At 42.7% G+C, this 14,292-nt stretch carries 10 protein-coding genes; 8 read left to right on the top strand and 2 right to left on the bottom strand.

All coding sequences use genetic code 11. The features are described from left to right. The first annotated feature begins 96 nt into the window (after window positions 1-96). From FHS10_RS22495 to FHS10_RS22470, 6 genes are all read left to right on the top strand, one after another. Window positions 97-3,240, top strand: a complete 3,144-nt coding sequence (locus FHS10_RS22495) for a SusC/RagA family TonB-linked outer membrane protein (protein WP_259095392.1) — start codon at window positions 97-99, stop codon at window positions 3,238-3,240. Window positions 3,241-3,261: 21 nt separating this feature from the next. Then, window positions 3,262-4,929 (top strand): RagB/SusD family nutrient uptake outer membrane protein, encoded by a 1,668-nt coding sequence (locus FHS10_RS22490; protein WP_259095388.1) that lies wholly within the window; start codon window positions 3,262-3,264, stop codon window positions 4,927-4,929. A gap of 8 nt (window positions 4,930-4,937) precedes the next feature. Beyond that, window positions 4,938-6,101 carry a hypothetical protein gene (locus FHS10_RS22485; protein WP_259095386.1) on the top strand — a complete coding sequence of 388 codons (1,164 nt, stop codon included), beginning with the start codon at window positions 4,938-4,940 and terminating at the stop codon, window positions 6,099-6,101. Between the two features lie 232 nt (window positions 6,102-6,333). Then, on the top strand, window positions 6,334-6,876 hold the full coding sequence (locus FHS10_RS22480) for a carbohydrate binding domain-containing protein (protein ID WP_259095383.1): 543 nt from the start codon (window positions 6,334-6,336) through the stop codon (window positions 6,874-6,876). Window positions 6,877-6,908: 32 nt separating this feature from the next. Further along, window positions 6,909-7,814: a helix-turn-helix domain-containing protein gene (locus FHS10_RS22475; protein WP_259095381.1), complete on the top strand. Its 906-nt coding sequence runs from the start codon at window positions 6,909-6,911 to the stop codon at window positions 7,812-7,814. 66 nt (window positions 7,815-7,880) lie between these two features. Continuing rightward, the gene (locus FHS10_RS22470) at window positions 7,881-9,629 is read left to right on the top strand and encodes an alpha-L-arabinofuranosidase (RefSeq protein WP_259095362.1); all 1,749 of its coding nucleotides are present in this window, start codon (window positions 7,881-7,883) and stop codon (window positions 9,627-9,629) included. A gap of 126 nt (window positions 9,630-9,755) precedes the next feature. On the opposite strand, the gene FHS10_RS22465 is transcribed toward FHS10_RS22470, so the two are convergent. Next, window positions 9,756-10,484 (bottom strand): LytR/AlgR family response regulator transcription factor, encoded by a 729-nt coding sequence (locus FHS10_RS22465; RefSeq protein ID WP_259095359.1) that lies wholly within the window; start codon window positions 10,482-10,484, stop codon window positions 9,756-9,758. A gap of 1 nt (window position 10,485) precedes the next feature. Beyond that, the gene (locus tag FHS10_RS22460) at window positions 10,486-11,607 is read right to left on the bottom strand and encodes a sensor histidine kinase (protein WP_259095356.1); all 1,122 of its coding nucleotides are present in this window, start codon (window positions 11,605-11,607) and stop codon (window positions 10,486-10,488) included. Window positions 11,608-11,842: 235 nt separating this feature from the next. Here FHS10_RS22460 and FHS10_RS22455 point away from each other — a divergent pair, with 235 nt between their 5' ends. Beyond that, on the top strand, window positions 11,843-12,355 hold the full coding sequence (locus FHS10_RS22455; protein ID WP_259095347.1) for a carboxypeptidase-like regulatory domain-containing protein: 513 nt from the start codon (window positions 11,843-11,845) through the stop codon (window positions 12,353-12,355). A gap of 46 nt (window positions 12,356-12,401) precedes the next feature. Further along, window positions 12,402-14,282 (top strand): outer membrane beta-barrel family protein, encoded by a 1,881-nt coding sequence (locus FHS10_RS22450; RefSeq protein ID WP_259095345.1) that lies wholly within the window; start codon window positions 12,402-12,404, stop codon window positions 14,280-14,282. The last annotated feature ends 10 nt before the right edge of the window (window positions 14,283-14,292 follow it).

Raw genomic sequence — 14,292 nt, 5'->3', positions numbered from 1 at the left:
CCGCAAAATGCTTGTGCCAATTTTGATGTACGTGATGTTTGCCAATTTAAAAACCAAAAATCAATAATAAATCAATTATCAATTAACCCAATTATTATGCGAAAAATTCTACGAATGGCATTGCTGTTTTTGTCTCTTTTTGTAAGCTTCCGGGTGGAAGCGCAAAATCAGGCAACAGTAATCAAAGGAACAGTAACAGACGAGAAAGGGATAACCCTTCCCGGCGTATCTGTTAGAGTAAAAAACAACCAATCGGGTGTAGTTACCGATAAAGACGGCAATTACAGCATCAGCGTACCGGGCGGAGCTGCCGAACTTACTTTTTCATTCATCGGTATGAAATCCCAGGATGTTGTTATCGGCAAAAAAACTATAATTAATGTAGTGTTGGTTAATTCGTCAACAACACTGGCAGATGTGGTGGTTATCGGTTATGGTCAGCAAAAAAGGCAGGATGTAAATGGCGCCATATCATCGGTAACTGCTAAAGACATTCAGAATATCCCCCAAACAAGTGTTGATCAAATGTTGCAGGGAAAAGCAGCCGGCGTTACCGTTACCAATGGCACAGGTGCCCCTGGTAGTTCGGCCTCGGTGCACATCAGGGGTATAACATCGCTTTCGGGTTCAAATGAGCCCTTGTATGTAGTTGATGGTGTGTATATTGACGGTTCGGCCTACACCACTCAAAACCAAAATAATGGCGAAAATACAGTTAGCCCGCTAAGCTATATCAACCCAAACGATATTGAGTCGATAGATATATTGAAAGACGCGTCGGCTACAGCCATATATGGTAGCCGTGGTTCAAATGGCGTAGTTATTATTACCACCAAAAAAGGCAAAAACAGCACCGCCCATTTAAATTACGATGGTTATTACGGTGTTCAGCAGCAGGGCCGTTTTCTGAAGATGATGAACCTGCAGCAATATGCCACTATACAAAATGCCATAGCCGATATTACCGGAATAGGCCGCAGACAGGAGTTTTTAGATCCCAGCCTGCTTGGCCCTGGCACCGATTGGCAAAACGCAGTTTTTAGAAACGCGCCGATGCAAAGTCATAACCTTTCAATGAACGGCGGTAACGACAATGTGAATTATTATATATCAGGCGGTTTTCTTAAACAAAATGGAACCATTATAGGGTCGAACTTTAAGCGCTACTCTTTTCGCACCAATGTTGAGGGAAAGTTGAAAGACTGGTTTAAACTTGGCTCAAACATGACGTTGAACCGTACCGATCAAAATATGGGGGCGAGTGATAATGGCGGTATTGTTTACCAGGCATTGCTTAATGCCCCGGATCAGGCAGCCAGCAATCCCGACGGTAGCTTTACCGTTGCCCCGGCATCATACGGCAGTGGTACTTTTATCAGCCCGGTTGCATTGGCCACCTTAAATACCAACAACCTGGTGCGCAGTCAGATAAATGCAAATTTTTATGCCGATATCCGTTTCACTAAAGATTTGACTTTAAGATCGGAAATTGGCGGCTATGATAATTTTTCAAAAAGCGTATTGTTTTTTCCCTCGTACACGGTAACTTCTCCAACTAACCCTTCGCTTATATATGGTAATCCCGTAGCAAGTTTAAGTGAATATACAGATCAGGCATTAGGGTGGAACTGGAAAGAGTATCTTACCTACAATCATACGTTTGCCAAAAAACATAACATAACGGCGGCTGCAGGTTATGAATTGAATGAAGGTATGTACAATAGTATGAGTGCTGGTACTAATACATTTTTAAGTAACGATTTACCCACACTTAACCTTGGTGGTGCTAAGATACCTACCATCGGCGAAAATAAATCGTCAAATACCTTGCAGTCTTTTTACGCCCGTGCAATTTATGACTACGACAACAGGTATAGCTTAACCGCCACCATCCGGTCAGATAGGTCTTCAAATTTTGCACAAGGTCATCAAACAGGTTATTTCCCGTCGGCGGCTATTGGATGGACAGTTTCAAATGAATCATTTATGGCCGGCATTAAAAGCGTTGCTGATAATGTTAAATTCAGGATAGGTTATGGGCAGGTAGGCAACCAGAATATTCCGGGCTACCAATATGGGTCTGCACTTAACCCAACTATTACCGGTTTAGGTACGGGTTTTAACGTATCAAATTATAATAATCCTAACCTAACCTGGCAAACATCTATACAAACTGATATAGGTTTGGATTTTACTTTATTTGGCCGGATTAACGCAACTGTCGATTGGTACAAAAAAACTTCAAAGAATTTCCTTTTCCAGGCACCATTACCTGAGTTTTTAACCGGCGGTCCTAATTATCTTGGTGGTATCAGCTCGCTTTATGTAAACGGCGGCGAGGTTAGTAATAAAGGTATTGAGTTTAGCATTAATTCAAAAAACATTATTTCAAAGAATTTTAACTGGAACACTACAGTAACCTTTACCCATTATGTTAATAAAGTTATTTCTACATACAATAACAGTATCATTAATGCCAGCATCACATCCGGATTTTTACAGATCCCGGTTACGCAAACCAAAGTTGGTGGCCCTATAGGTGAGTTTTATGGATATACCGTTAAAGGAATATTTAAAACTGCCGATCAGCTGCAAAATGCACCGGTACAATTTGGTCAGCCAACGAGTACTACGCTGGGCGCCAGCGGAGCAACAACTTTAGGCGATATTCAGTATGTTGATACCAATCATGATGGTAAGATTGATGCAAGCGACATGAGCGCTATAGGCAATCCAAACCCTACCTTCACTTATGGCTTTACCAATAATTTTACCTATAAAAACTTTGATCTATCTATATTTTTATATGGTTCATATGGTGGTAAAGTGCTTAATTATTTGGATTACACCATTGAAGGCCTGAACGGTTTATATACCAATCAGCTTGCCGAAGCTGCAAACTACTGGACACCTACTAATGCAAATTCCAACATTCCGGCTCCTAAGGGTGGTGTTAACCCCAACCTTAACATGTCTACCCGGTTTTTGCAAAGCGCGTCTTTTTTAAGGTTTCAAAATGTGCGTTTAGGGTACAGCCTGCCATCGTCATGGGCTAAACATATTGCGCTTAATCGTTTAAAACTGTATTGCAGCGCGCAAAATCTGTTTGTAATAACAGGTTATAAAGGTTTAGACCCCGAAGTTGGCCAGCAAAACCAAAACGTGTTTTTAACCAATGTGGATTTGGGAAGGTATCCTTCGCCGCGAATTTTTACTTTGGGAATAAACGCAGAATTTTAATTTGACCATAAAAGATTTAAAATGAAAGCAAATATTAAATATATAATCAGCGCGACAGTTGTAGGTTTATTTACCATAACAGGCTGTAAAAAAGACTTTTTCAACAGGCCGCCCGAAAACGCGATAGCCATTGATAATTTTTATAAAACTGATGCGCAGGTATCGGCAAGCACCCTTAACCTTTATAATTCACTTTGGTTTAATTATGTGGCTAAACCAGGTTGGGCGGTATGTGAGATGACCGGCGGTAACGGCCGCAGTTACTCGTCAGATGTTACCGATTTTGGTAACCTGAATGGTGCGGTTACCAACCTTAACTCGCAAAATGATGCCGCGTGGAGTTCGTTATGGACAGTTGTGGCGCAATCCAATGCGCTGATCAACTTAATGCCCTCAAGAGCGGGCTCGGGTGTAACTCCTGCCGTTTTGAACAATGCTTTGGGTGAAGCACATTTTTTTCGCGCGATGGCTTATTTTCACATTGTGAGGTTATGGGGGGCGGTTCCTATTATTGAGAATGCCAGCAATTTTTTAACCAATTTCCAGGTAAATAGCAACAGGATAGAAGATATCTACACCTTTATGGTTAACGATATGAAATTTGCCGAGGCGAATTGTACCGCTATGATTAGAACAGGTGCTATCACACAGGGCCATGTATCCAGCGGTTCGGCTTCAGCCATGCTGGCCAAGTTGTACCTGTACATGCAGGATTATCCTAATGCGCTTAAAGAAGCACAAAAGGTGATCAATAGCGGGGAGTTTAAATTATATGGCGTAGATATAGCCGGTAAAACCTATAACGATCTGTTTAAAACGGCTAATAACAACAATGAAGAAAGCATTTGTCAATTGCAATGGGCCGGTGGTGCATCTTACGGTCACGGCAACCCTCAACAAGCCTCTTTAGCCGCAAGTGGAATCATTACAGGTACGGGTGATGGCTACAGCGTATTAGGCCCCACTATTGATTTGCAAAATTCTTACGAAGGAGGCGATTTGCGCCTGCACGCAACTATTATGCAAGCTAAAGATGTTTACCCCGAAATTGACGCGGCATCAGGAGGCTATACCGTGCCTGATAACATTAATTCACAGGGTACCGATGCTGCTATTAAAAAATATGTAGTAGGTACCCCTGCCGATAATGGAGGCATCGGTGCGGCACAATCTGCAGCAAATAACACTTATTTAATGCGTTATGCCGAAGTTTATTTAATAGCGGCAGAAGCAATTGTTGGTAAAAATACCACTTCAACAGATGCACAGGCTTTGGCTTATATCAATGCTATCAGGAAAAGGGCAAATTTAGCGGCGTTAACGGTTATAAACCGTCACCATTCGGTTCCTAACCCAAACTACGACGCTACCTATAACAATGCTGTGCCCACTACTATTATCCAGGATGATATATTAGCCGAGAGAAGGCACGAATTTGCTATCGAAAACGACTACTGGTTTGACCTTTGCCGTATAGATGGATGGAATGGTATACTAAATAACACCCACCCGCTGGCCACTCAGTTTATAAGTCAGCAGGAAAGAGGTACTTATGCCCCCGACCGCAAAACAGTTTACCATACCGCAGTTACACCAAAAAGTACCGACTTTTTATTGCCGATACCAATAAATGAAACAACAGCCGATCCTAAGTTATTAGAACCAGCGGTACCATACACATTTAAATAAATACAGCTATGAAAAATTTAAAACAGATATTTTTTTACTGCATACTTCCATTGGTGACGGTATTAACTATAAGCTCATGTAAAAAGGATAATAAAGGTAGTGGTGATGGCCCTCCAACCATATCAAGGGTACGTACTATTTCTAAAGTAGACCAAACTACACAAACTATTGCTTCTTTTGACTCAACAACAACTGATGGAAAAATTGGCACTGCATACGCTGTTTTAGGTACCAACCTTATCACAGCCAAGGCTATTTATATTAATGGTACTTCGGTATATTTCAATACAGCTTTATCATCAAATACCAGCGTGCAGTTCTCATTACCAACCACTGTACCTTACAGTAATGATAGCACCAATAATGTGCTTACTATTGTTACTGCCCACGGAAAAGTTAGTACACCTTTTGTGGTTGAGCAGCCTGTACCCGGCATAACTACAGTGAGCCAGCTTGCGGGTAATCCTGGTGATGTTATTACTATCACCGGTACCACATTCAACGGTCTTTCGGGTGTGTCATTTGGTACTATACCAGCTACGGTTCTTACTAAATCACCTACGGTAATAACAGTAAAAGTACCCTCGGGTGTAACCGCGGCCCATCTTTTGGTTACCACGACTGCAACTAAAGGCGGTGGCGTAGGTACAGGACCGGTTGTTACTTCAGGAACAAGCCTGTTATCTAACAGCGTTACTGCAATAAAGCAAACCAATTCAATATTTGGTTTTAGCACAGCAATTTATGAAGACTCATACGAAAACGGCTGGAGCGATTACGGCTGGGGCGCAGGAGCGAAAGATGATAAAACAAATATCAGGAGAGGCACTACATCCAGGACATATAGCTATACCGGTGGGTATGATGGTTATGTGATACAACCGGGCAGCGGCAACAATGTTGATGCTAACACGGCGCTTAAGTTTTCAATATTTGGCGGTAAGGGCACCACAGGTAAAAATATCCACCTGTGCCTTAACTACAACTTTAACACCTCCGTTCAGATAACACTTACCGAAGGCAAATGGACAGATTATCAAATCCCGATAGCTAACTGGGTAGATGCCGGTAACCCGCTGCCATCAAACATCAGCGCCTTGGTTTTCCAGGAATTTAGTGGCAATGCCTCTACTTTTAGTATTGATGATGTTGGCATTGTAGATATTAAATAAAGATAATATAGCCACCGTTTGTAATGGTGGCTGTACTTTTTATCAGCGGGTGGTACAGCGCCTAAAAACTTTACATCAATAGTTTTCCAGGAGTTTAGCGGTAATACCGCGCTTTGGTACCTGGATGATATAGGTATCATTTAATACCGATTGAAATTTATAGTGCCATCATCAATAACAAGCATCTGCCTTAAAGATGATGGCATTTTTAAACAAGCTAACCCTAATACTCATGATGAAATTTTTTAAATTATTATTCAGTATAATTTTTATGCTGATGGTGTTTAATGCCAACGCACAGAAAAACCTGGTTGAAAACGGTGGTTTTGAAGATAACCTCTATGGCTGGAATGATAACGGCGGAAAAATTACCCCCTGGGATTTTAAAAGCGGTAAAAACAGTTGTGCCATTATCACTACCGGTACCGATAAATGGGTTGGGATAGATCAAAGCATCCGCATCCCTAAAAAAACAGGCAGCCTGGAATTTAGCGCCTGGATAAAGGCTAACAACGTGGTAAAAGGGGAACATGACTGGGATGGGGCTATCTTTAGCATCGCCTTTTTAGATGGTAGTGATAAAGAGATAGAGGGAGGCGATAATATAGCCCACTTAACCGGCGACCAGAATTGGACCCGCTTCTCTAAAATAATTAAGGTCCCGGCCAGGGCTGTTAGTTTCAAAATTTTGTTGGCTATGGGAAACGCCTCTGGTGGAATGATTATAGACGATGTGTACGCGGCCGTAGTAAACGATCAGTTGGTGGTGAAGTAAGCTGTTTTTGAAAAATTGTTATAAAATTATTTATGATGACAAGCAATGTAATGCGCGAAATTACCCCGCTAACGGCCGGCGATTGCTTTACCGTTTTTGCGAAGGTTGATAATAAGTTTGAGTCGCCCCTGCATTATCACGACGACTATGAACTTCATTTGATCTTAAATGCCAAAGGAGCGAAGCGCGTAGTGGGTGGGCATATTGAGTTAATCAGCGATCATGAATTGGTATTGATTGGTCCCGACCTTTACCATGGCTGGTTTACCCATGAATGTGAAAGCGAAGAGATAACCGACATAGTTATCCAGTTTCATAAGGATTTGTTTGATGAAAAGTTTTTACGCCGCAACCAGCTTAGTTTTTTAAAGGGGATGCTGCAGCGCGCGCCATTGGGTATCATGTTTTCGGAGGCAACTATTTTAGCTGTAAAAGAACGTATCATGGCTTTGAACAAGCAAAGCGGGTTTACATCGGTTTTGGAACTGCTTTCTATATTGCATGAGCTGTCAACATCGACAGATATGAAAACCTTATCCGATCCGGCCTTCATCAATGAAAAATTTAATCACAATAGCCGTCGCGTTGAAAAGGTGTTTGAGCATATGAACAACAACTACCACCGCCGGGTCTCGCTTGCCGAAGTAGCCCGCGTTGTGCACATGCCCGAGGCTTCTTTCAGCAGGTTTATCAAGAAACGTACGGGCAAAACTTTTACCGATAGTTTAAACGAGATAAGATTGGGCCATGCTTCGCGGATGCTCATCGATTCAACAACTACCGTGGCCGAGATCGCTTACGAATGTGGCTTCAACAACATCTCTAATTTCAACAGGATCTTTAAACGCAAAAAGCGGTCGACCCCTAATGAATTCAGGGCAACCTATATGCTGGCGGGTTTTATGCTCGGCGCGCATGTGGAGTTGAGGGCGTCGTAGCCCGGTAATGCTATAAACAACAAGGCTACAAAGCCTGCATACAAAACTATGGTGAAAAACAACAGAATGAAATTAATTATAAAGTGCGCGCCGGCGATAATGCTTAGCCTGGTAAGCCTGGCAGCCTGTAAAAAGGATAAGGCGGCCGATCAAACAACGCCTGTGGTAGTTGACCAGGGCAATGGTGGGGCTACCGGCCCTATAACATCGCCAACAGATCCGGCGGTCGCGGTTTCGCAGGGCTTTTTTTTGGATGACTGGCAGGGTAAAACCTTTACCAGGCCATCGGTACAAAGTGTAGCCAAGCCTACAGCCTCGTCATCAGCAACGGTGACTGCCGATTTTGCACAGGTGGTATCCAAGGTTTCCAAAAACCTGTTTGGTAACAACATGAACCCCTTTACCGGTCAGTATACCGATGCAGACCTGGTAAAAAACATAACCAACCTTTCGCCCAATATTATCAGGGCACCGGGTGGCAGTTTATCAGATGTTTACTTTTATGATTTGCCATCGGGCGGTAAACCTACAGATGTGCCGGCCCAATTGTTAAAAGCCGATGGCAGTGCCGATCCGGCTACCGGATATTGGAGCGGCATGGTTGCCGATAATTGGTCTATCAGCGTGGCCAATTACTATTCGCTGCTGCAAAAAACCAATAGCACGGGTATCATCACCGTAAATTATGGTTACGCGCGTTATGGATTGAGTGATCATCCGGTTGAAACCGCGGCGCACTATGCTGCCCAATGGGTGAGGAACGATAGGGGGCGTACCAAACTGTGGGAAGTAGGAAACGAAAATTTTGGCAACTGGGAAGCGGGCTACCGTATTGACGTGTCGAAAAACAAAGATGGGCAGCCCGAAATTTTAACCGGTCAGCTGTACGGTACCCATTTCAAGGTATTTGCCGATTCGATGCGTAAAGCAGCCAGCGATGTTGGCGTTACCATTAAAATTGGCATTGTGCTTACCGAAACAAACGACCAAAACAATACTACAGGCGGGCAAAACTGGAACGCCGGTGTATTATCGGCAGCAGGCTCATCGCCCGATTTTTTTGTCGTACATAATTACTATACCCCTTATAATCAAAACTCAACGCCCGAGGTTATCCTGGCTACAGCATCGTCGGTTACATCGCCGATGCTGAGTTGGGTAACTAATTCTGCTCAAACAGCTGGTGTTGCGCAAAAGCCTGTTGCAATGGACGAGTGGAATATTTTCGCTACGGGCTCAAAGCAGCAGGTATCCTATATAGCGGGTGTACATGCCGTTTTGGTTCTTGGCGAGCTGATCAAGAACCAGGTAAGTATGGCCTGTCGCTGGGATTTGGCCAATGGCGGCAGCGATGGTAACGATCATGGGTTGTTTTCCTATCAGCAAACCGGCGTAACTGATTTTACACCGCGCCCGGCATTTTACTACCTGTACTATTTTCAAAAATACTTTGGCGATAGGATGATCAGTTCAACGGTAAGTGGTAGTACCGATATTGTAAGCTATGCATCATCGTTCAGCTCGGGCGAGGCCGGTGTTACCCTGGTAAACAAAGGCAGCACCGATAAAGTAGTTACCATCAACTTTAAAAACTATTATACCGGGGCCAGCTATTACTATTATACCCTGAAGGGCGGCACCGATAACGGATCTTTTTCGGGTAAGGTAACGGTCAACAATAACGGCCCTTCGGGCGATGTTGGCGGGCCAACCTCCTATGCTACCATAGCTGCCAGCTCATCGGCCACCAGTGGCGGGATTTTTGTAACTATACCTGCAAGGGGAGTAGTTTTTTTAGTGTGCGACAAGAAATAATAACATAGCAGGTACCGGGGAGAAATCTGATGCCCGGCAATCAAAGATATTAAACGCGAGATTTAGTTTAATAATTGGTTAATATGTGTAAGCCTGTGTTGGTTGCGGTATCGTAACTGATGCAGGCTATTTTTTATCCCAAAGCCTGTTGGTAATCACCTGCCCAATAACCTGCTCACGATAATTGCGACTGATTGGGATTTTGCCCGATTGGATGAAGATTTCGTTACCTTCAATACCGTCAATTTTGTTGATGGCTACTATGTATGATTTATGTACCCTTATAAATGCCTTGCCTGTTAAATTTTCTTCCAGATTTTTTAGGGAAAGCATCGTTACGTACTTACCTTTAAGTGTAAATATGTTCACGTAGTTCTGCATCCCTTCTACATAAAGGATCTCATCTAAAGGGATCTTTTCGTACTTGCTGCCGCATTTTATAAAAAAGTAATCATCATCTTTTTTGCCTGTGCCAATGGTATCGGGTTTTAACAATAAACGGTGATAGTCGCGGGCTTTGCTTGCGGCTTTAAAAAAACGTTCAAAAGTGATGGGTTTAAGCAGGTAGTCCAATACATCTAACTGAAAGCTTTCTAAGGCATAGGTAGGGTAGGCGGTGGTAATAACTACCATGGGCGGTTTTTGCATGATCTTCAAAAACTCGATGCCGTTCATTTTGGGCATCTGGATATCCAGGAATAGCAGATCTACAGGTTGTTGATCCAGCAGTTTCATTAGTTCAAGCGGGTTTTGGCATGTGCCGGCTAAGCGCAAAAAATCTACCTCGCGCACATAATTCCCAAGTCCCTCACGCGCCAATGGCTCATCATCAATAATCACACAATTAATACTCATATTAAGCCATTTGCATTAATGGTGAAACTTCAAGCACGGCAAGCGTTAAGTTAAGCTGTACCTCAAAAATATCGGGCTGATTACTGATATGTAACTCATACCCGCCTGGGTACATTAAATCGAGCCGTCGTTTAACATTGGCCAATCCTATTCCTCCGTATTTGACAACCTCGGCGGCGTTATCGGTTGATGCGCTGTTGGCAATAAACAAGCTCAATTGTTGTTTTTCTACACCCAGTTTAATTTTAATCCAGTTTGCGCTATCTGTATTGGTAGATACATGTTTAAAAGCATTCTCTACAAAGGTCATTAGAATGAAAGGGGCAATGCCAAATTGGGCAGAGTGAATGTCAGTGATCTCTATATCAACATCAACCTGGGTTGTATGCCTTAACCGCTCCAGCCCGATGAAATTTTCAAGGTAGGCGATTTCTTTTTGCAGGGGAATCTGCTGATCATTGCACTCATAAAGCTGGTGCCTGAGCAATTCAGAGAATTTAGCCAACGAGGCCGAAGCCATGTTTGGGTTTTTATGGATCAGGAAAAATATAGAGTTAATGCTGTTAAACAAAAAATGGGGATTAAACTGGTATTTTAAAAACTTCAGTTCGGTTTCCAGTTTTTCCTTTTCCAATTGTTGCTGGCGTTTTTGGGTTTCAATCCAGTTTTTGGCCAGTTTAATACTCATCGCCAAAGTGGTACTGGCCAATGCCGATGATAGCGCGTTACCTTTAAATAGTTGGAGATAAGGGTGTTCAGGATCGGTACCATACAAGGCCTGTACGGTAGTATGGCAGATATACGCATTTAAATAATAGCCAGGTACTATTAAAATAGCTGCAATTACAACGGTAAGCATCAGCAAAACGATGTATAGCGTAAACCGACCTTTTTCAAGGTATCGGGGCACAAGGAAGTACAGGTTAAAATAAACCGCCAGCGCCTGGAAAATCACGTAGAAGAAAAACTTTATGGCAAATGAGCTTAAAAAAACATCGTGAGCCGCGTTTACCGGGTTACCAATAGCCACTACCCACCATATGTAGTTGTACAAAATCCAAAAAGGGATGTGGTACAACTTATAACGGATAAGCCAATGTTGATGAGCAATAGCGTTGGGCATAGCCTAAAGATAAAGGATATTACATTAAAATTAAGCAAGAGGTATGCGAATGGCCTTAAATAGTTGACCAAATGCAGCTCATGGCTTATAACCGGTAATTTGGCGGTATAATCCTGATTTATACATCAATTTGCTTGTTAAATGCATTTGATCAATTGGCTAAGTTCCGTGGTCAATCAAATTTTAATAAAGCGAATCGTAGCTGTTTTTTTGATGAGCAACCAGCCTCATTAAAATGAAATACGCTATCACTTTAGTTTTATTTATTATCTGTCAGCAGGTTAAAGCCCAGGTAACAGGCAACTTAAAAAATGCAGGCGGACAGCCTGTCCCTTTTGCGAAAGTAATACTGTTTGATACTGTTGATAGCGTTTTATTAAAATCGACTTTAACAGATGATAAAGGCGCTTTTAGATTAGAGCCTGTTGGCCCTGGCAGGTATACCGTAAAAATAAGTGCTATTGGCTATCAGTCATGTACCTCGCCAATATTTGAAATAAGGGGTAGTCAGTCATTCAAAAGCCTAGGTATCATTGAATTAAAAATTTCATCCAAACAATTAAATGAGGTGGTGATTCGTGCCGATAAGCCTTTGGTACAACAGGAAGCGGGTGGCATGGTGGTAAATGTTCAAAATAGTTTATTAACAAAGGGGAGTTCGGCTTTACAGGTATTGCAGCGTTCGCCGGGTGTAATTATCAACCCGCAAAATACCAATATCACGTTAAACGGAAAAGCTGGATGGTAAGCTGATGCGGATGTCGACACCGCAGGTGCTCGCGCTGTTAAACGGAATGAGTGCCGATGATATAGACAAAATAGAACTGCTCAATACCCCGCCTGCCAAATACGATGCCGACGGCAATGCCGGGCTGATCAACATCGTTACCAAAAAAAATAAGCGGCAGGGTACAAATGGCTCCGTTACCGCAACCCTTGGATACGGCCGGGCCGAAAAAGGATCAATCGATATCAATCTTCATCATAACACCAGGAATGTCAGTCTGCGTGCTTCTTATTCCTATTATCGCGATCATACCTATAGCGAACTATTTGCCGGCGGCACCGAGAGTGTACCCGCAATTGGCGGGCAAACTTCTTTCCAGTACATTGGTATAGGTAAACCCATATATAATTACCAGGATGTAAATTCAGGGGCGGATATTCGCCTTGGCACTAAAACTACACTGGGTGGCAGTTTATACTACGCCGTCACTAAAGACCTGATTCATAATTATAACCATGGCTACTATGCTTTAAGGCCCGATTCGGTACTGCTGTTCAACTCGCATCTTGATGGGGTTAATCACTCCTATAACACCATTGGCGGTTTATACCTTCAGCATGATTTTAGCAGCAATCAAAAGATCAATATCGATGCCGGCTATATACATTACAAAAATGTAGGCCAAACCAATGTGCAAAGCACTTTTGTAGATAATTACGGCAACGCGGCCGGTGCCAATGATAGCTTATACTCGCCCACCCAGCGCGACCTGGCAAATACTACCATCAAAGTAGGTGTGGTTAAAATAGATTACTCCGGGCAGTTAAATACTAAGTTTAAGGTAGAGGCAGGAGTAAAGGGCACCTATACCCGTAGTCGCGCCGAATCTGGTATCGAAAACCTGGTAAACAATCAATGGGTATTAAGTAGTGTGGGCATCTCCAATAAATTGGGTACCAAAGAGGTGATTGGCGCGGTTTACGGCACCTTAACTACGCAAATAGATACAAATACCACCCTGGTTACCGGGGCGAGGTACGAATACTCGCATACCAGCACCGATAACGCCAGCAACGCACAATATGCCATTGACCGGCGACTGGGTAAACTGTTTCCAAGCGTATTCTTCACCCATAAGCTTACAGATCATTCGGAGTTACAATTATCGTACACCAAACGTGTCAGCAGGCCATCGTATAGCGATCTGGCTTCTCATGTAACTTATAATGATCCTGTTTCGGTTTTTACCGATAATCCGGCTTTAAAGCCTACAATTACTGATAACATTAAACTTGGTTACAGTTTTCAGAACTATTTGTTTTCTCTTTTATTCAGCAGGGATAAAGATGTGATCTTGTCAACACAAATTTCTACTGGTCCATCAAAAGGCCTGGTATACCTGGCCCCGCAAAATGGGCCTTATCAAAACAATATTACACTGCAAACAACAATTCCCGTAAAAATGACCGGTTGGTGGGAAAGCAGCTATAGCTTTGTTGGCGGCTGGCGGCAATATAAAGTTGATTACACGCCGCAGATTTTCACCAAAGCGTATTTTGCAGGTTCGGTAAGCGTAACCGAGACGTTTAAATTTCCACGTAATTACTCAGTTGAGATATCGGGCTACTACAATTCATCAGGTTATTATGCCACCTCAAATTTTAATGAAAGCGGCATGCTTAACGCTGGTTTTAAAAAAGAGTTGAACAACAATAAGGGCAGTTTTCAACTATCGGTTTCCGATGTTTTAATGACTTCAACAGGAGGTAGCTATATTGGTAACCTTACCCGGGATGCTTTTAACTCGCAGGTTGGTGTAAAATATAACGGCGAATCGCGAAGCTTTCCGATAGTTAAGCTTACGTATTACAGGTCCTTTGGTTCGGCAGCTAAAAAGAGTACGCATACAGACGATAATGCATCAAAAGATGAAAGAAACAGGTTGTAATACCATTCAG

The sequence above is a fragment of the Mucilaginibacter dorajii genome (genome assembly GCF_024808255.1).
GTDB lineage: Bacteria > Bacteroidota > Bacteroidia > Sphingobacteriales > Sphingobacteriaceae > Mucilaginibacter > Mucilaginibacter dorajii.
This window is presented reverse-complemented; position numbering and strand designations above follow the sequence as displayed.